Here is a 17,262-nt window from a genome sequence, read left to right on the forward strand (position 1 = left end):
CTTCCGAGATACAGCAGTCATTCAAATGGCAGCTTCCCCGGAGTGTCGAACGGCGGCAGTTGGCCGGTAGCAGGCGGTCTACTGGATTGGCATAACAACCACATTGGCTGAACAGCCATCCCCGTGCTCCCCACCTTTGCGTTACCCAACCTCAATCCACAAATTTCGCCGCCCGTCGTTCGCGTTGGGCGAGCATAGCTTCGTTGAGGTCGCCGGAGAGCAGCATGGCGGCATTCCAGCCGGCGACGTGGTTGAGGCCGTCGGCCACGCTGTGTTCGCGGCTGTAGTTCATGACTTCCTTGAGGCCGCGGGTGGCCAGGGGGGATTTGGTGGCAATCGTTGCGGCCAGGGCGTGGACGCCTGCGGTCAACGCCTCCGGTGAGGCAAAAACGCGGTTGACCAGGCCGAGGCGTTCGGCTTCTGCGGCGTCGACATTGCGCCCGGTGTAAGCCAGTTCGCGGGCCATGCCGTCGCCGACCAGGCGCGGCAGGCGCTGCAGTGTGCCGACGTCGGCGACCATGCCGAGGTCGATTTCCTTGATTGAAAAAATGGTTTCCGGCGAGGCGTAGCGCATGTCGCAACAGGTGACGAGATCGAGCGCACCGCCGACGCAGGCGCCCTGGATGGCGGCGAGCACCGGTTTGCGGCAGCGTTCGAGACTGCTCAGGCAATCCTGCAGGTCGAGAATCAGGCGGCGCAGGGCTTCGCGGCTGCGTGCGCCGTCGGGGTGGGCGATGCGTTGCTGGATGCTGCCGAGCATGCTCAGGTCGATACCGGCGCAGAAGTTGCGGCCTTCGCCGGCAAGGATGGCGACACGCGCTGCCGGCGTGGCGTCTACCCAGTCGAAGGCGAGGCGGATTTCCTGCCACATCGCATCGTTCATCGCGTTCGATTTGTCCGGCCGGTTGAGGCGGATTTCGGCGATGCCCTGGTCGAGGCTGAGGGTAATCGTGGTCAGTGTGGGTTGTTGCATGAGCTGTCTCCTGTTTTTTTGTGCGGAGAAGCTTAACCGAAGCGGCGGCGCCCGGTGAAGTGGGGCGCCGCAATCGGTGAGGTCAATCGCTAAAGCTGATCAGGACCAGATCGGCGGCCTGTTCGCGCAGCGGGATCAGGGCCTGGTATGCCGCCGATTGATACCAGCCATCGACCGAAGCCTGGTCGGGAAAGCGGATGACGACGGTATCGGTGTGGGCATGTTCGCCGGCCAGTACCTTCACGGTCAGGCCGCGAAAGACCAGTTCGGCCCCCCACGGGGCGATGGTTGCCGGCACCTGAGCGCGGTATTGCGCCCATTTGTCGGCATCCTTGACCGTGATGTGGCCGATGACGCAGGCGCTCATGCGGCGTTCTTGCCTTTTTGCCACAGCACGTCGCCCCGGCCGCCGGCCCGGTTGAGTACGCGGCCAAGCACGAAGAGCAGGTCGGAGAGTCGATTGACGTAGCGGCGGGCGGCTTCGGAAAGCGCCTCGGCATTGTTCAGGCGCACCATTGAGCGCTCGGTGCGCCGGCAGATGGTGCGGCAGAGGTGGGCGATGGCCGCCGGACGGGTGCCGCCGGGCAGGATGAATTCCTTGAGCATCGGCAGGTCGGCGTTGAAGTCTTCGACCAGTTCCTCAAGCCGGGCGACCTGGGCGTCCTTCATCACGCTCATGCCCGGCAGGCACAGTTCGCCGCCAAGGTCGAACAGATCGTGCTGGATGTCGAGCAGGGCGGCGCGCACTTTTTCCGGCAACTCTTCGCAGAGCAGCAGGCCGAGGCTGGAGTTGAGTTCATCGACTTCGCCGATGGTGTCGATGCGCAGGCTGTCCTTGGTCGTCCGGCTACCGTCGCCGAGCCCCGTGGTGCCGGCATCGCCGGTGCGGGTGACGATCTTCGAGAGGCGGTTGCCCTTGCGTTCGCTGCTTGTTTCTTGTTCGCTGTTCCCGGTGTTGCTCACTGGTTTCTCCTCGTTGTTGTGCGCCGAATTATACTGGCGGGCCCGGATACTGACTGTCATCGCCATGCCAAAGTTCGCTGCCAATCTGAGTTTTCTGTTTGCCGATGTTGCTTTTCCGGAGCGCTTCCAGCGAGCTGCCGCGGCCGGCTTCAAAGGCGTTGAATATCTCTTTCCCTACGATTATCCGGCGCATGATGTGGCCGACTGGCTGAAGGCGGCCGATCTCGAACAGGTCCTGTTCAACCTCTCGCCCGGCGACTGGGCGGCCGGCGAGCGTGGCCTGGCCTGCCTGCCGCATCGTCAGGGCGAATTTGCCGAATCGGTCGAGCAGGCGATCAACTACGCGATGGTGCTCGATTGCGAGCGCCTGCACTGCATGGCCGGTCTGCGCCCGGCCGGGCATGACGAGGCCGAACTGGAAGAAACTTTCATCGCCAATCTGCGCTACGCCGCCGACCGTTGCGCGACGGTCGGCGCGACGCTGATGATTGAGCCGATCAACAGCCGCATCGATATGCCGGGCTACTGGCTGGACGACGTGGCCAAGGGATTTCGCCTGCTGGACGCGGTCGACCGCAGCAACGTCAAACTTCAGTACGACATCTATCACGCCCAGATCATCGCCGGCGATCTGGCCCGGACGCTGGAGGCCAATCTACACCGCATCGGCCATATCCAGATTGCCGATAACCCCGGCCGGCACGAACCGGGTAGCGGCGAGATCAACTATCCCTTCCTGTTTGCATTGCTCGACCGGCTTGGTTACGACGGCTGGGTCGGCTGCGAATACAAGCCGCAAACCACCACCGAGGCCGGCCTTGGCTGGATGCCGGCATGACGCCGCGCGAGATTTTGCGCCGCTTGTTCGATGCAGCGATTGCTGCCGCCGATCCGGCGCTTTGTGTGCCGCCGCATTTGCCGCCGGACGATGGCCGGCGACTGATCGTCATCGGTGCCGGCAAAGCATCGGCAGCAATGGCGCGGGCCGTCGAACAACACTGGTCCGGCCCGCTCGAAGGGCTGGTCATTACGCGCTACGGCCACGGCGTTCCCTGTGAGCGCATCGAAATTGTCGAAGCGGCTCATCCGGTGCCCGATGCCGCGGGCGAACAAGCGGCGGCACGCATTCTCGACAAGCTGCGTGGCCTGACTGAAAACAACCGCGTGCTGGCGCTGATCTCCGGTGGCGGCTCGGCCTTGCTCGCCGCACCGGCCGCAGGCATCGCGCTGGCCGAGAAGCGGGCACTCACCTCGGCGCTGCTTAAGTCGGGGGCGAGCATCGGCGAGATCAACTGCGTGCGCAAGCATTTGTCGGCCAGCAAGGGCGGGCGACTGGCGCAGGCCGCCTGGCCGGCCCAAGTGCTGACGCTGGCCATTTCCGATGTGCCGGGCGACGACCCCGCGGTGATCGCTTCCGGCCCGACGGTCGGCGACCCGAGCACCGCGCTCGATGCCTTGTGCGTGCTCGATAACTACGCCATCGACGTGCCTGAGGCGCTGCGTCAGCGGCTTGCCGCGGGCGATCTGGAAACGCCCAAGCCGGGCGATTCCTCGCTGGCGCGCAGCACTTTCCGGTTGGTCGCCAGTCCGCTGCAAATGCTGCAGGCGGCAGCCGAAGCTGCGCGGCAAATGGGCATCACGCCGCTGATCCTCGGTGATGCGTTGGAGGGTGAGGCGCGTGAAGTCGGCAAGGTGCTGGCCGGCATGGCGCGTTGCTGCGGTCAACACGATATGCCGGCCCAAAAGCCCTGCGTTCTGCTGTCAGGTGGCGAAACCACGGTAACGCTCAAGGGCGAAGGGCGCGGTGGGCGCAATACTGAATTCCTGCTCGGCCTGGCACTGGCGCTCGATGCCGCACCCGGCATTCACGCGCTGGCCGCCGACACCGATGGTATCGACGGGAGCGAAGACAATGCCGGTGCTTTTGTCGATCCATCGACGCTGCATCGGGCGCGTGAAGCGGGGCTCGATATCCGCCGGCATCTCGCGGTCAACGACGCCTGGGGCTATTTTTCCGGGCTGGGCGATTTGCTGGTCACCGGGCCAACGCGAACCAACGTCAATGACTTCCGTGCCATCCTCGTCGGATTAGAATAAGGCCCACCATGACGCTTTCCGATTCCGTCTTCACGACCGACCGCGCGGCGCTGGCAACGCGCCTGAAAATGATCCTGCCGGCGCATTGCCTGCTGACCGAAGATGAAGACCTGCGGCCTTACGAATGTGACGGCCTGACCGCTTACCGCGAACTGCCGATGGCGGTCTGCCTGCCGGAGAGCGAGGTGCAGGTGATCGACGTGCTGCGTACCTGCCACCAGATGGGCGTGCCGGTGGTCGCGCGCGGGGCCGGTACCGGTTTGTCCGGCGGGGCGATGCCGCATGCCCAGGGCGTTGTCTTGTCGATGGCCCGATTCAACAAGATTTTGCAGGTCGACCGCAGCGCCCGGACGGCGGTCGTGCAACCCGGCGTGCGCAACCTCGCCGTGTCGGAAGCGGCTGCACCGTTCGGCTTGTATTACGCGCCCGATCCCTCGTCGCAGATCGCCTGCACGCTGGGTGGCAACGTGGCCGAAAACTCCGGCGGCGTGCATTGTCTGAAATACGGCCTGACCGTGCATAACGTCCTGCGCGTCCGGGTGGTCAGCATCGAGGGCGAGGTGTTCGAGATTGGCTCGGCTGCGCCGGATGCGCCCGGCTACGATCTGCTGGCGCTGATCATCGGCTCCGAGGGCATGCTCGGCGTGGTTACCGAAGTGACCGTCAAACTGGTGCCGAAACCGGAGCTGGCGCAGGTTGTCATGGCCTCGTTCGACGAGGTGGCGCGGGCCGGCGATGCCGTTGCGGCGATCATCGCCGCCGGGATCATTCCAGCTGGCCTTGAAATGATGGACAAGCCGGCGACGGCGGCCGTCGAGCCTTACGTCAAGGCCGGCTACGACCTTGATGCGGCGGCCATTCTGTTGTGCGAGTCGGACGGTACGCCGGAGGAAGTTGCCGAGGAGATTTCGCGTGTTACCGCCGTGTTGACCGCGGCAGGGGCGCGCGACATTCGCGTGTCGCAATCGGAGGCCGAGCGCCTGCGTTTCTGGGCCGGGCGCAAGGCTGCCTTTCCGGCGGTCGGGCGAATCACGCCGGATTATTACTGCATGGATGGCACCATTCCGCGCAAACGGCTGGCCGAGATGCTGGCGGCGATTGCGGCAATGGAAAGTAAATACCAGTTGCGCTGCGCCAATGTCTTTCATGCCGGCGACGGCAATCTGCATCCGCTGATCATGTACGACGCGGCAAAGCCCGGCGAATGGGCGCGGGCTGAAGCCTTCGGGGCCGAGATCCTGGAACTCTCGGTGGCGCTCGGTGGCTCGATTACCGGCGAACACGGCGTCGGCATCGAGAAAATCAACCAGATGTGCGTGCAATACAGCGCACCGGCGCTCGACGCCTTCCGCCGGATCAAGGCAGCGTTCGACGACAAGGGCCTGCTCAATCCCGGCAAGGCCATTCCCAGCCTGCATCGCTGTGCCGAATACGGGTGCATGCACGTGCATCGCGGCGATCTCAAATTTCCCGAACTGGAGCGTTTCTGATGCAGCTTGACGATCTGCTTGAGCGCATCAAGGCGGCGCATGACGACCACGTGCCGCTGCGTATTCGCGGTGCCGGCAGCAAGGATTTCTACGGCGGCATGCTGGCCGGTGAAGTCTTCGATGTCGCACCCTACGCCGGTATTCTGGCTTACGAGCCGACCGAGCTATACATCACGGCGCGCTGCGGCACGCGGCTCGCCGAGATCGAGGCCGAGCTGGCCGGCAAGGGCCAGATGCTGGCCTTCGAGCCGCCACATTTCGGCGCGGCGACGCTGGGTGGCTGCATCGCCGCCGGCCTGTCCGGGCCGCGCCGGATGGCGGCCGGTGGCGTGCGTGATTTCGTGCTTGGCGCAAAATTGATCGACGGCACCGGGCAGGTGCTCGATTTCGGTGGTCAGGTGATGAAAAACGTCGCCGGCTACGATGTTTCTCGGCTGCTGGCCGGCAGTCTCGGTACGCTCGGCCTGATCGCCGAAGCGACGCTCAAGGTGCTGCCCCGGCCGGTTGCCGAGCAGACGCTGTGTTTTGACTTCGATGCGGCCGAAAGCATTGCCAAGCTGAATGAATGGGGTGGTCGTCCGCTGCCGATTTCGGCTTCCTTCTGGTTTGCCAACTGCCTGTATCTGCGTCTTTCCGGCGCGCAGGCAGCGGTCGATGCGGCGATCCGCGCGTTGGCCCAGGCCGGCGGTAAGCCGATTGCTGCGGTCGACGCCGCAAAACACTGGATTTCGGTGCGCGAACAGACGCATCCGGCGTTTGCTGCAGCAACGCTATGGCGTTGTGCCTTGCCGAGTACCGCACCGTTATCGTCCGATGACAGCTTGCAGGCAATCGAGTGGGGCGGCGCCTTGCGCTGGTATGCCGACGCGCCGGATGGTTTGCGCAGCGAAGCGGCAGTATCCGGCGGCCATGCCGTGCTGTACCGTGCGGCTGAGTCGAAACGCTGTCTCGACGGGGCGTTCGCGCCACTTTCGCCGGCCTTGCTGGCGCTCCATCGGCGGCTGAAAAAGTCTTTCGACCCGAAAGGCATCCTCAATCCCGGTCGCCTTTACGCGGAGTTCTGATGGATACCCAGCTCGCCGATTTCATCCGTGATACCCGCGCCGGGCAGCAAGCCGAGGCGATTTTGCGCAAATGCGTGCATTGCGGGTTTTGCACTGCGACCTGTCCGACCTATCAATTGCTCGGTGACGAACTGGACGGGCCGCGGGGGCGCATCTATCTGATCAAGCAATTGCTGGAGGGCAAGGCGGTTACTGAAAAGACGCGGACGCACCTCGACCGTTGCCTGACCTGCCGTTCCTGCGAAACGACCTGTCCGTCGGGCGTCGAATACAGCCGTTTGCTCGACATCGGGCGGCAGATCGTCGAGCAGCGCTTGCCCCGGCCGTTGCGGGAAGCTGTGCCTCGCAAGCTGTTGCGGGAAGTCCTGCCGCGTCCTGCCGTGTTTGGCGCATTGGTCAGGGTCGGGCGTGCCTTGCGTCCATTGTTACCTAGTGCGCTGGCCGACAAACTGCCGCCTGAACCTTCCGGCAAGGCGGGCGAATGGCCGGCCAAGACTGTTCACCCTCGCCGCATGCTGGCGCTGGCCGGTTGCGCTCAGCCCGCCCTGGCACCGAACATCAATAGCGCTACGGCACGCGTGCTGGATCGGATCGGCATCAGTCTGTTCGAGGAAAAAAAGGCCGGCTGCTGTGGTGCGGTGCGTTTTCACCTGAACGATCAAGCGGCAGCGCTGGACGACATGCGTCGCAATATCGACGCCTGGTGGCCGCACGTCGAGGCGGGGATCGAAGCGATTGTCGTCACGGCCTCGGGGTGTGGCGTACAGGTTCGCGACTATGCCCATTTGCTGGCCGACGATCCGGTTTATGCGGCCAAGGCCGAGCGGGTCAGCGGCTTGTCGCGCGATCCATCGGAAGTGCTCGCAGCCGAACGTGACACTTTGTTTCATCTTTTACGCCAGTCGGCCGTGCCGCAAGGTAAACTGGCATTCCACTCACCCTGCACCCTGCAGCACGGCTTGAAGATCAAAGGCGTGATCGAGGAGTTGCTGACGGTTGCAGGTTTTGAGTTGACGCCGGTGGCCGATGCGCATTTGTGCTGCGGTTCGGCCGGAACGTATTCCCTGCTGCAGCCTGAATTGTCGCAAAAGCTGCGCAACAACAAGCTGGTGGCGCTCAATGCCGGTTCGCCTCGGCAGGTTGCGACCGCCAATATTGGTTGTCTCTGTCATTTGCAGGCGGGAAGCTTGCTGGCTGTCAGGCACTGGATTGAATTGATTGATGAGGTTTTGGAATGAGCCGGACTTCGCTGTTCGAAGTGACCCAATCGCTGGGTGAGGTCGATGGTGCGCGAATCAAGCGTTTACTGGAAGGCGGCGTCAAGATTCCACCTCAGCCCCGGGTTGTCGAGGAGTTGCGCAAATACATGACGCGCAAGGAGTTCGATGTCCGCGCGCTGGCCCGAGTGATCAACCAGGATCCCGGCGTAACGGCGATGCTTTTCAAGGTGGTTGGCAACGCGGCGTATCATCAGCATCAGCCCTTCGAGTCGGTTGAAGACATTCTCCATGCCGTCGGCGTGCGCCAGACCTTCAACCTGGTCCAGGCCATTGCGCTGACCGGGATGGGCGACATCAAGAAAAACCGCTTGGCCTACGAAGCGTTCTGGTCGCGTTCGCAAGTGGTCGCCCAACTGGCGATGCTGATCGCCGATGAACGGATTGCCGTCTGCAACATTTTCCCGGACCAGGCCTACATGGCCGGTATTTTTCATGATTGCGGCGTGCTCCTGTTGATGCAGCGTTTCCCGACCTATTGTGCCGAGATGAAGCTCGATCAGCCGGGGTGCTGGACCTGCATGGTCGAAGAAGACCGCAAATTCAATGCCGATCACTGCGTTGTCGGCTATCTCGTCGCCCGCCACTGGCATTTGCCGGAATTCATCTGCGATGCCATTCGTTACCACCATGCGATCAACGAACTTGACATGCATGCTTCGCGCACCATGGTGGCGATTCTTCAGCTGGCGATCGATATCTACTATCGCGACCAGCGCGTGCCGCATCCCGAATGGGAGCAGGTGAAGGATGAAGTGATGGCCGAGTTGGGGCTGGATAGCGATGCGCTGCTCGAATTTGTCGATATCATCATCGAACGGTTTCATGGCGATGCACATTGACCGATGCAGGGCATGCCCTGGTAACCCCTGCATTGTGTCGACCGCCCCGGAGATGATGTGCCGATAGCCATTGACGCCTGCGCTGCCCAGCATCAGGCCGACCGCAAGGAACAACAGGACCGCGTCGCCATTCTTTCCCACCCGCGCAAACGAGGGGTCGTGCTCGCCCTCGTGGCCGATGGCATGGGTGGTTATGCCGGTGGTTCGCTGGCGGCTGAGCAGGTGCTGCACACTGCCAAAAGCAGTCTCGAACATTTTTCCCCGGCTGAAGAGGCGCCGGAAAAAATGCTTGAAGCGGCGATGCTCGAAGCGCACACGATGATTCGAGCATCACGCTTCATCAATGAAAAAGAGCCGCACAGTACGGCCGTCATGCTGCTGCTCCAGCCGGGCCGGCTGACCTGGGGGCATTGTGGCGATAGTCGCCTGTACCGTTTCCATGGCAAGGATCTGGTCAGTCGCACGGTCGACCACTCCTACGTCGAACATTTGGTCAATATCGGCCGGATTTCACCGGAAGAGGCGCTGACCCACCCCAATCGCAATGTCTTGATGACTTCGCTCGGCGGGGTCGATGAGCCGCGCATTGATTTTGCCAACAGCGTCGAGATCGTCGCCGGCGATTCTTTCGTGCTTTGTTCGGATGGCCTGTGGGCTTATTTCGGCGAGGTCGAGATGGGGCTGCTGGTCGCCGGGAATTCTGCCCGCAAAGCTTGTGAAATCATGATCGATGAAGCCCGGCGACGGGCGCGTGGTGCAGGTGATAACGTTTCGCTGGCGGTGATCAAGATTGTTGACGTCCCAGTACCTCGCCCATCGCCTTCGTCGTTCAGGACATGATTTTCGGCCGACACTTGTGAAAATGGCACCTTGCGGTGCCATTTTTTTCGCCTTACTTACGTCCGAGGCCGCCGAGTAGCGCGGCAACGACACGACGCGGCTTGTGCGGGTCCGGTTTGGCCGGGGCCTGGGCCGAATCCGGCACTTCGCCACGGGGCGTGGTTTCCTCGTACGGCTTGCTGAAGTCGAAACCGTCGGCAGCGATCATCGGATTGCGGCGGGCCGGGCGGCGTTCGCTGCGTTCGGCTCGCTCGTAACGTTCGCTGCGCTCCGGCTTGTGGGCCAGCGGCGCCTTGCTCGGTGCGGCCGGCGGGCGCTTTTTCTTGTTGCCCGGCGGGTATTCGTACTCTGCTTCGGGTTCGAAGCCAACGACTTCAACCTGTTCGATCGGGCGCTTGATCAACTTCTCGATATCGACCAGGTAACCGACTTCGTGGGCGCTGACCAGCGAGATGGCATTGCCGCTCTTGCCGGCGCGGCCGGTCCGGCCGATGCGGTGTACGTAGTCTTCCGGCGTGTGCGGCAGTTCGTAGTTGATCACGTAAGGCAGGTCATCGACATCAAGGCCGCGCGCTGCGACGTCGGTGGCGATCAGGGCGTGCGTCTGGCCGGCCTTGAAGGCATCGAGCGCCTTGATCCGGTCGAGCTGGCTCTTGTCGCCGTGAATCGCATCGGCCTGGATGCCGGCGCGCTGCAGTTCGCGAGTCAGGCGCGAGCAGCCCTGTTTGGTGCGCATGAACACGATGCACTGGCGGATTTCACCGGATTTCAGCAGCTTGGTCAGCAGGCCGCGCTTGCCGTATTCCGAAACCGGGTGCACGCGGTGCGTGATGGTATCGGAAACCTGGTTGCGGCGGGCCACTTCAATCAGTACCGGCGAGCGCAGCATGCTGTCGGCCAGCTTCTTGATTTCTTCCGAGAAGGTGGCCGAAAACAGCAGGCTCTGGCGCTGCTGCGGCAGCAGGTTGAGAATGCGCGTTACATCGGGCACAAAACCCATGTCGAGCATGCGGTCGGCTTCGTCGAGCACCAGGGCCTGGACCGAATTGAAGCTGACGCTTTTGTTTTCGACGTGGTCGAGCAGTCGACCGGGGGTGGCAACCAGGATTTCGACGCCTTTTTTCAGTTCGGCGATTTGCGGCTTGATATCGACGCCGCCGAAGGCGCACATCGAGCGCAGGTGGGTGTGCTTGCTGTAGGCCTTGACCGATTCGAAGACTTGCAGCGCCAGTTCGCGGGTCGGCGCGAGGATCAGGGCGCGTACCGGGTGCTTGGCCGGTGACGGGCTGCTTGAAGCGAAGGGCAGGATGCGCTGCAGGATCGGCAGCGTGAAGGCGGCCGTCTTGCCGGTGCCGGTCTGGGCGCCGCCCATGATGTCCTGGCCGCGGATGACCAGCGGAATGGCCTGGGCCTGGATCGGCGTAGGTTTGGTGTAGCCTTCGTCGAGTACGGCGCGCAGCAGTTCGGGCGCGAGGCCAAGATCGGCGAAGGTGATTTCGGGTGCGGCTTCGGCAGCCGGGGTGCTGGCAAGGTCGCCAGCTAACGTATTGATTTCAGACATGGGGCCGTATTATACGCCTAGCCGGGGCCGAGTACCCGGATGTGTCCGGTGAGTGTTTCTGGCCATCCCCGGTTGTCTGGCGAACGCAGTCGGTGTTGCTGCACAATCGCCCGCCAATTCAGCTATTCAGGCGATTGCTTGCCAGCATTTTGGTGCCGGGAGCAACGTTGACCGCGACACTCCGGTGGGTGGGGGCTGACGATCACAGGTCGGCGATCAGTTCTTCCAGTCGTTGTCGATTGATCGGCTTGACCAGGATGTTGTCGAAGCCATAGGCCAGGAAACGCTCCCGTTCTTCCGGAAAGGCATGGGCCGTGTAGGCGATGATGTGCAGCGGGCGGTCACCTTGCATGGCACGCAGGCGTGTGCAGGTTTCTTCGCCGGAAATGCCCGGCATGCTGATGTCGAGCAGGACCAGGCTGAAATTGTTTTGTCCGGCGAGGATCAGTGCGGTTTCGCCGTTGTCTGCCTCTAGCGGACTCCAGCCCAGTTTCTTGAGCAGGGTGGTGGCGAGCAGCCGGTTGGTCGGGTGGTCATCGACGACCAGTGCGTTGCGATCAGCCATGGATTGGCTCCAGGGGAAAGTGCAGGGTAAAGGTTGAACCGGTGCCGACGGTTGAGTCGAGTGTAACCCGTCCCCCCATGTGCTCGACGAGTTGCTTGACGATGGCCAGGCCCAATCCGGTGCCGCCGTGTTCCCGGGTCAAAAAGGTTTCGAGTTGCTTGAATTTTTCGAAAATGGCCTCGCGACTTTCCGGCGGAATGCCGGGGCCGGTGTCGGTGATGGCGAAGGTGATTTCCTGCTCGTCGCGGTTGACGGAAAGCGTGACGCTGCCATGTTCGGTAAATTTGATGGCGTTGTTCAACAGGTTGTTGAGCAACTGGCGCAGGCGGGTTGGGTCGGTGCGCAGCGATTCCGGCAGGTTGTCGGCCAGTTGTATTCCGAGTTTCAGGCCCTTGGCGGCAGCCGGGGTGTGGTGCACTGCGACGCAGTCGCTGACGAAGGTTGCCAGTGAGGTATCGGTCCAGTTGAGGGTCATTTCGCCGGACTCGATCTTGGCCAGGTCGAGGATGTCGCCGACCAGCGTCAGGAGGTGTTCTCCGCTCTGGTGAATGATGTTGGCGTACTCCTGCTGGTCAGGGTCGTTGAGTTCCGATTTGAGCAGTTCGGCAAAACCCAGGATGCCATTGAGCGGGGTGCGCAGTTCGTGCGATACCGTGGCCAGGAAGGCGGATTTGAGGCGGCTGGCCTCTTCGGCTTTTTCCTTGGCTTCTTCAAGACGCAGGAAGGATTCTTCGACCGAGTCCGCCATGTTGTTGAACGAACGAGCCAGTTCGCCCATTTCATCGGCAGAGCGTGCCTCCAGACGATGCTTGAGATCGCCGCTCTGGAAGGCGTGGATGCCGGTAATCATGCCGGTGATGCGCCGCGTCAACAGGTTAGCCATCCAGATGGCAATGGCAATGACGAGGATGGTCATCAGCAGGGTCGAACCCCACAGGCCGATCGCGGTCGAGGTCAGGCTGTTCTTGATGCCGTCGAGCATCTCGCCTTGCTGGCTTTTGAAGCTGGCATCCTTTTCGGCGACCAGGGCATTGATCTTGCCGGCTGTTTCGGTCGCCGCCTTGTGGAAGTCGTCGACATTCGCGCCAATCGTGACAAAGCCGAAACCTTGCGGTGTCTTGCCATACTGGCCGGTGTAGTAGGGAATCGCAGCGGCTGTGGTCAGTTTCCACAGGCCCGAGAAGAAAATGACGAAAGAGCCCGAACCGCCGTGTTCCGTGACGGCATTCCAGCCGTCGCATTGCGGCGAGAAGTTGAGGTAGCGACAATCCAGCCCGACGGTTCCCGCTTTGACCAGTTCCTTGGCCGGTTTGCGTTTCAGGTTCTGGTCACGGAAAGGCGGCACATCGGCCAGAAACTCATCGGAGGGTTTTCCGCTGGCTTGCCATTCTTCGTAGAGTTGCTGATCCATCCAGGGTGTTGCCGGACGACCGGTCTCGGCGTCGTAGCCGACAATCATGTAATCCCGCGGATGCGAAATCGAGCGACTCTTGTAATCCCAGATGAAGGCGTAATTGCCCTTGATGGCATCGGCGATCGGCGTGTAGCGCTCTTCGGTGGGCATCAATCGGTCTGAGAACTGGCGAATGTGGTCGTGGTCGAGAGCCAATGTGACGTAGCCGCTGATCAGCCCGTTTCTGACGACCGGCATGGCCCAGCGGACAATGCCCCGGAAACGCTTGCCAACCGGGTTTTCAGTGCCGGCGTAGGCGGATTCCTCCGGCTTGAACGGCTTGCCGGCTTTTTCCAGTGCGGCGGGCAGGTAAGGGCCGATGGCCTGAGTCGGGACGTAGGCGCCGATGACGTCCGAGACGTAGATTTCACCCGGCTTGAGCTTTTTCAGTTCGGCAAAGTAATTTTCCGCCTTGACGAAGGTGTTCTTGCGGTCGACAACGTTTTTCAGCTGTTTTTCAGTCAGGTTGCCGCGCGTTACCTTGATTTTTTCCTGGCCGTTGAGATCAACGAAGGTCATTTCGACAAAAATTGGCCGGTTTTCCTGCTCGCCAAAATATTCCGGCGCGCGGGTGTGAAAATCTTTGGCATTGTCCGGCAGGATGGGCCGCGTCACCTTGGCTTCGCGGACGACCGGTTTTTCCGGTACCCATGATTTTTCATCTTTGGCCAATATCCATTTGGCGTGCTGGAAGAGGGGGCGGTTGCGATCGGCCAGGAAGCGGCGGAATGCTCCTTCAGACGGCTCCATGCCGGCGGCAACCTGGATATCGCGGTCACGGTCGTAGAGGAAATCGGCAATTTCCTTGGCTGCGTCCGTCGTCAGGGCTTCGATTGCCTCGCGCGAACGCAGGTCCAGCGCGCGAATCGAGTCGTCGGTGACCGTCTGGCCAACCGCCTTGATGCTCGACAGCATCGCATCGGCCATGCTGCCCGCCTTGATCGAGACGTCAGCACCCAACTGTTGGGCAGCATGCCAGGCGAACCAGGCAAGCAAAATCAGGGGTACAACCTTGATCAGGACGAAAATCGCGATCAGTTTGCCGCGAATGCCAATCAAAAAGGCGGGTAGCTTCACAATCACTCCTCCACGGGCTACCGCAACGCTGCCGCGCCCTAGTGTTTGCTGGCGCCTTTCTCGGCGCTCTTTTCTGGTTCCTTGGCCGTCTCGGGCGAATCCGCCTCTTCGCTGGCCGGGGCTTTTTTCTTCTTTTTGGCTGCGCCGGGCGGATCTGCCGGCGGCAGTTGCGGCGCGATGGTTTCTATCTTGTTCTCGCGCATGTATTCGTCCATCTCGCGCCAGCCGCCGTACACACTGGCTTTGGGTAGCCAGCTGTAAATGGCGTAGCAATCCTCGATGGCCCGGCCGGAATGGCGGCAGGCACTGCCTACGGCCTTGCCTTCGGCCTCTTTTTTAGCCGGATCTTCCAATCCCAGTTTCTGATTGACCTGATCGCAGCCGGCAAGAGCCAGAAGTAGCGTGGTGGCGAGAAAAATGCGCTTGATCATGGGAGGATTCTCGCACATTGTCAGCGGATTTGGCCAACCGCCGACCGTGGTGCCGACGTTATAATTATCCCTTTATGCTTACTGGAGTTCTCATGTCGCGTCCTCTTCGTCCCCTGGTCGCCGCAGCCTGCGTCGCAATGGCATTTTCGGCCCAGGCGGCCAAGCCGGCAAAACAGGCAAAGCAGGCAGCCAAGCCTGCCGCCGCTACACCCGCTGCGCCTTCCGAACTGGCGCTGGCCCACAACCTTGGTCCGGCGGGTGAAGAGCGCTTGCAGGTCGTGGTCGATCGTTTCAACAAGGAGACAGGGTCTGCACTGAAGTTGATTCGTCATGAGCATGGGCAAAAGCCGGCCAGCCTGAATCTCATTCGTCGCTACGATCTGGCTGAGGTGCTGGCCTATCCCAAGAATTTCGTGCCGCTCTACGACATGATGGCGAAAGCCGGGCAGCCGCTGAATGTCGGGGAGCTCTCCAGTGATCTGAAGGCTGGGGTGGTCGATGCCAAGGGGCGTCTGGTGGCCTTGCCGCTGGCCTATTCGACGCCGGTCCTGTTCTTCAACAAGAATGCCTTGCGCAAGGCCAAGCTCGACCCCGAGCAGCCGCCGAAAACCTGGTTTGAAATGCAGGGCATGCTCGACAAGCTGCAGGATGCCGGTTACGCCTGTCCTTACACGACCTCATGGCCGGTCTGGGTGCATATCGATAATGTCAGTTCGGTTTCCGGTGTACCGGCGATGAACGAAAAGGGCCTGCTCACTTTCAATGGCCTGCCTCAGGTCAAGCACGTTGCCATGATGGCAACCTGGGCCAAGGCCGGTTATTTCCGGACTTTCGGCCGGCGTGATGAAGCCAGCGCCAAGTTCCAGGATGGCGAGTGCGCGATGATCACCACCGACTCCCGCGAAGTGACCGATTTCCGCGATGCCAAGGGCGTCGAGCTGGGGGTCGCCCCGATGCCTTTCCACGATGATGTGTACGGCGGCCGCCAGCACACGCTGGCAGACGGTGCGTCGCTCTGGGCCGGGGCCGGTTATACGCCGGTGCAGTACAAGCAGGCAGCCAAGTTCGTCGCCTATCTGCTCTCGCCTGAAATGCAGGTCGAGCTGGTCCGTTCCTACGGTCAACTGCCGCTGACGGCTGCTTCTCGGGCTGCCGCTCGCAGCAAGCTGCTCAAGGATGACGACCAGTCGCTGCAGGTGGCGTATGGTTCCCTGAATGGCAAGGGCGCCCAGCCGAGTGTTCGTGTGGCCAATATCGATCCGGTCCGTATTATCACCAACGAAGAGTTGGAAGCAGTCTGGTCTGACAAGAAGCCGGCCAAGGCGGCACTCGATACCGCCGTGAGCCGTGGTAATGCAGTGCTCGGCGCCAAGCCGGGCCTGAAGAAGGCCCAGCCCTTCTGATGCATGATTCGCTGCCGCGCTGGTTTGCCCATCGCGGTGGCGGCTCGCTGGCTCCGGAAAATACGCTGGCCGGGATTCATCTTGCGGCCAGCCTGGGGTTTCGGGCCGTGGAGTTTGATGTCATGTTGAGTCGGGATGGCACGCCCATCCTGATTCACGATGAAACCCTTGAACGGACGACCAACGGTGTCGGGCAGGTGTGTGAAAGCACTGACGCGCAGCTTTTTTCACTGAATGCCGGCCACGGGGAGCGCATCCCCCGGTTTTCGGAGGCCGCCGCCCTGTGCCGACAATACGGTTTGCTGGCCAACGTTGAAATCAAGCCGGCATCCGGCCATGAAATCCGGACGGCGGAGATCGTTGCTTCACTGACGGCGGAGTACTGGCATGGGGCCGATGTTCCGCCTTTGCTTTCTTCCTTTTCGCTGGACGCGCTGGCCGTGGCTCGTGACGTCGCGCCGCAGATCAGGCGCGGTGTGCTCTACGAATCCGTGCCCGCCGGGTGGCTTGAAGATATCCGGTATTTGCAGGCATTCTCGCTGCACTGCGATGCGGTGCAATTGACCGATGCAACCCTGGCCGATTGTCGACAGCAGGGTGTCCCAGTGCTGTGTTACACGGTCAACGTGCCGGAAATGGCGGAAATGCTTTTCCGGCGAGGCGTCAGCGCCTTGTTTACTGATCGGCTTGATTTGTTTTCGCCCGAAACAACTGCTTACAAAAGCTTGCAATCAGACGGCTGATTTTCTCCGGCGTTTGTTTTCTAATGCAACTCAGGGAAAACGCCCGATCTTCTGGAGGAGCCAGTCATGAAAAATTTCAAAAGTATTGCTGTTCTCTGCGCCTTGCTGCCTATCGCCGCCTGGGCACAAACCGCTACGCCTCGCGTCGACCAGCGCGAGGCTCGTCAGGAAGCTCGTATTCAACAAGGTGCCGCTTCCGGCAGCCTGACGCCCCGCGAGACGGCTCGTCTTGAGCGTGGTCAGCAACGGGTCGAAAACATGGAGGCTCGCGCCAAGTCGGATGGTGTCGTGACGCGTCAGGAGCGTCGGCATCTTGAGCATACCCAGAATGTGCAGAATCGTCACATTGCCGCCGAGAAGCACGACCGGCAGCATGACTATAACCATGATGGGCGCAAGGACCGGCCGTATCGTTCCCGCTGATTTGCCGCAGGCATGCACGAAGAACCCGCCCCCCGGCGGGTTTTTCTTTTAAAATCGACG

The 17,262-nt window shown here is 61.6% G+C and carries 17 protein-coding genes; 10 read left to right on the forward strand and 7 right to left on the reverse strand.

All coding sequences use genetic code 11. The features are described from left to right. Positions 1–151: 151 nt before the first annotated feature. The 3 genes from GBK02_RS05725 to GBK02_RS05735 form a co-directional block, all read right to left on the reverse strand. Positions 152–973 (reverse strand): crotonase/enoyl-CoA hydratase family protein, encoded by an 822-nt coding sequence (locus GBK02_RS05725; RefSeq protein WP_203468779.1) that lies wholly within the window; start codon positions 971–973, stop codon positions 152–154. Between the two features lie 82 nt (positions 974–1,055). Next, positions 1,056–1,340, reverse strand: a complete 285-nt coding sequence (locus GBK02_RS05730) for a DUF1330 domain-containing protein (RefSeq protein ID WP_203468780.1) — start codon at positions 1,338–1,340, stop codon at positions 1,056–1,058. Then, positions 1,337–1,936: a cob(I)yrinic acid a,c-diamide adenosyltransferase gene (locus GBK02_RS05735; RefSeq protein ID WP_239003186.1), complete on the reverse strand. Its 600-nt coding sequence runs from the start codon at positions 1,934–1,936 to the stop codon at positions 1,337–1,339. The genes GBK02_RS05730 and GBK02_RS05735 overlap by 4 nt, the downstream gene beginning before the upstream one ends. A gap of 64 nt (positions 1,937–2,000) precedes the next feature. Here GBK02_RS05735 and hyi point away from each other — a divergent pair, with 64 nt between their 5' ends. The 7 genes from hyi to GBK02_RS05770 are packed head-to-tail and all read left to right on the forward strand — an operon-like array spanning position 2,001 to position 9,546. Next, positions 2,001–2,774 (forward strand): hydroxypyruvate isomerase, encoded by a 774-nt coding sequence (gene hyi, locus GBK02_RS05740; RefSeq protein ID WP_203468781.1) that lies wholly within the window; start codon positions 2,001–2,003, stop codon positions 2,772–2,774. Further along, positions 2,771–4,033, forward strand: coding sequence for a glycerate kinase (locus GBK02_RS05745; protein WP_203468782.1), 1,263 nt, complete (start codon positions 2,771–2,773; stop codon positions 4,031–4,033). Before hyi ends, GBK02_RS05745 begins: the two co-directional genes overlap by 4 nt. 8 nt (positions 4,034–4,041) lie before the next feature. Further along, positions 4,042–5,523 carry an FAD-linked oxidase C-terminal domain-containing protein gene (locus tag GBK02_RS05750; RefSeq protein ID WP_203468783.1) on the forward strand — a complete coding sequence of 494 codons (1,482 nt, stop codon included), beginning with the start codon at positions 4,042–4,044 and terminating at the stop codon, positions 5,521–5,523. Further along, entirely contained in the window at positions 5,523–6,587 is a 1,065-nt protein-coding gene (gene glcE / locus GBK02_RS05755) for a glycolate oxidase subunit GlcE (RefSeq protein ID WP_203468784.1), read from the forward strand. Before GBK02_RS05750 ends, glcE begins: the two co-directional genes overlap by 1 nt. After that, entirely contained in the window at positions 6,587–7,825 is a 1,239-nt protein-coding gene (gene glcF / locus GBK02_RS05760; RefSeq protein ID WP_203468785.1) for a glycolate oxidase subunit GlcF, read from the forward strand. The genes glcE and glcF overlap by 1 nt, the downstream gene beginning before the upstream one ends. Then, complete coding sequence (locus GBK02_RS05765; RefSeq protein ID WP_203468786.1) at positions 7,822–8,706, forward strand: HDOD domain-containing protein; 885 nt, start codon at positions 7,822–7,824, stop codon at positions 8,704–8,706. Before glcF ends, GBK02_RS05765 begins: the two co-directional genes overlap by 4 nt. 57 nt (positions 8,707–8,763) lie before the next feature. Next, entirely contained in the window at positions 8,764–9,546 is a 783-nt protein-coding gene (locus GBK02_RS05770) for a PP2C family serine/threonine-protein phosphatase (protein WP_203468787.1), read from the forward strand. 52 nt (positions 9,547–9,598) lie between these two features. On the opposite strand, the gene GBK02_RS05775 is transcribed toward GBK02_RS05770, so the two are convergent. The 4 genes from GBK02_RS05775 to GBK02_RS05790 all read right to left on the reverse strand — a co-directional run bounded on the left by GBK02_RS05775 (position 9,599) and on the right by GBK02_RS05790 (position 14,633). After that, positions 9,599–11,041 carry a DEAD/DEAH box helicase gene (locus GBK02_RS05775; RefSeq protein ID WP_203469311.1) on the reverse strand — a complete coding sequence of 481 codons (1,443 nt, stop codon included), beginning with the start codon at positions 11,039–11,041 and terminating at the stop codon, positions 9,599–9,601. Positions 11,042–11,309: 268 nt separating this feature from the next. Continuing rightward, positions 11,310–11,672: a response regulator gene (locus GBK02_RS05780; protein WP_203468788.1), complete on the reverse strand. Its 363-nt coding sequence runs from the start codon at positions 11,670–11,672 to the stop codon at positions 11,310–11,312. Beyond that, entirely contained in the window at positions 11,665–14,202 is a 2,538-nt protein-coding gene (locus tag GBK02_RS05785) for a HAMP domain-containing sensor histidine kinase (RefSeq protein ID WP_203468789.1), read from the reverse strand. Before GBK02_RS05785 ends, GBK02_RS05780 begins: the two co-directional genes overlap by 8 nt. Before the next feature lie 38 nt (positions 14,203–14,240). Next, the gene (locus GBK02_RS05790; RefSeq protein WP_203468790.1) at positions 14,241–14,633 is read right to left on the reverse strand and encodes a hypothetical protein; all 393 of its coding nucleotides are present in this window, start codon (positions 14,631–14,633) and stop codon (positions 14,241–14,243) included. A 92-nt stretch (positions 14,634–14,725) separates the two neighbouring features. On the opposite strand from GBK02_RS05790, the gene GBK02_RS05795 reads away from it, so the two are divergent. The 3 genes from GBK02_RS05795 (at position 14,726) to GBK02_RS05805 (ending at position 17,202) form a co-directional block, all read left to right on the forward strand. Continuing rightward, positions 14,726–16,036 carry an extracellular solute-binding protein gene (locus GBK02_RS05795; RefSeq protein WP_203468791.1) on the forward strand — a complete coding sequence of 437 codons (1,311 nt, stop codon included), beginning with the start codon at positions 14,726–14,728 and terminating at the stop codon, positions 16,034–16,036. Continuing rightward, positions 16,036–16,779, forward strand: a complete 744-nt coding sequence (gene ugpQ, locus GBK02_RS05800) for a glycerophosphodiester phosphodiesterase (protein ID WP_203468792.1) — start codon at positions 16,036–16,038, stop codon at positions 16,777–16,779. Before GBK02_RS05795 ends, ugpQ begins: the two co-directional genes overlap by 1 nt. A gap of 66 nt (positions 16,780–16,845) precedes the next feature. Beyond that, complete coding sequence (locus tag GBK02_RS05805) at positions 16,846–17,202, forward strand: hypothetical protein (RefSeq protein WP_203468793.1); 357 nt, start codon at positions 16,846–16,848, stop codon at positions 17,200–17,202. The last annotated feature ends 60 nt before the right edge of the window (positions 17,203–17,262 follow it).

It is taken from the genome of Dechloromonas sp. TW-R-39-2, assembly GCF_016864195.1.
GTDB lineage: Bacteria > Pseudomonadota > Gammaproteobacteria > Burkholderiales > Rhodocyclaceae > Azonexus.

Bases quoted from the DNA above. Each gene is read 5' to 3' on its own strand.
- glcE (WP_203468784.1), top strand. From the start codon at position 5,523: ATGCAGCTTGACGATCTGCTTGAGCGCATCAAGGCGGCGCATGACGAC.
- GBK02_RS05765 (WP_203468786.1), top strand. From the start codon at position 7,822: ATGAGCCGGACTTCGCTGTTCGAAGTGACCCAATCGCTGGGTGAGGTC.
- GBK02_RS05790 (WP_203468790.1), bottom strand. From the start codon at position 14,633: ATGATCAAGCGCATTTTTCTCGCCACCACGCTACTTCTGGCTCTTGCC.
- ugpQ (WP_203468792.1), top strand. From the start codon at position 16,036: ATGCATGATTCGCTGCCGCGCTGGTTTGCCCATCGCGGTGGCGGCTCG.
- hyi (WP_203468781.1), top strand. From the start codon at position 2,001: ATGCCAAAGTTCGCTGCCAATCTGAGTTTTCTGTTTGCCGATGTTGCT.
- GBK02_RS05730 (WP_203468780.1), bottom strand. From the start codon at position 1,340: ATGAGCGCCTGCGTCATCGGCCACATCACGGTCAAGGATGCCGACAAA.
- GBK02_RS05745 (WP_203468782.1), top strand. From the start codon at position 2,771: ATGACGCCGCGCGAGATTTTGCGCCGCTTGTTCGATGCAGCGATTGCT.
- GBK02_RS05805 (WP_203468793.1), top strand. From the start codon at position 16,846: ATGAAAAATTTCAAAAGTATTGCTGTTCTCTGCGCCTTGCTGCCTATC.
- GBK02_RS05725 (WP_203468779.1), bottom strand. From the start codon at position 973: ATGCAACAACCCACACTGACCACGATTACCCTCAGCCTCGACCAGGGC.
- GBK02_RS05750 (WP_203468783.1), top strand. From the start codon at position 4,042: ATGACGCTTTCCGATTCCGTCTTCACGACCGACCGCGCGGCGCTGGCA.
- GBK02_RS05780 (WP_203468788.1), bottom strand. From the start codon at position 11,672: ATGGCTGATCGCAACGCACTGGTCGTCGATGACCACCCGACCAACCGG.
- glcF (WP_203468785.1), top strand. From the start codon at position 6,587: ATGGATACCCAGCTCGCCGATTTCATCCGTGATACCCGCGCCGGGCAG.
- GBK02_RS05795 (WP_203468791.1), top strand. From the start codon at position 14,726: ATGTCGCGTCCTCTTCGTCCCCTGGTCGCCGCAGCCTGCGTCGCAATG.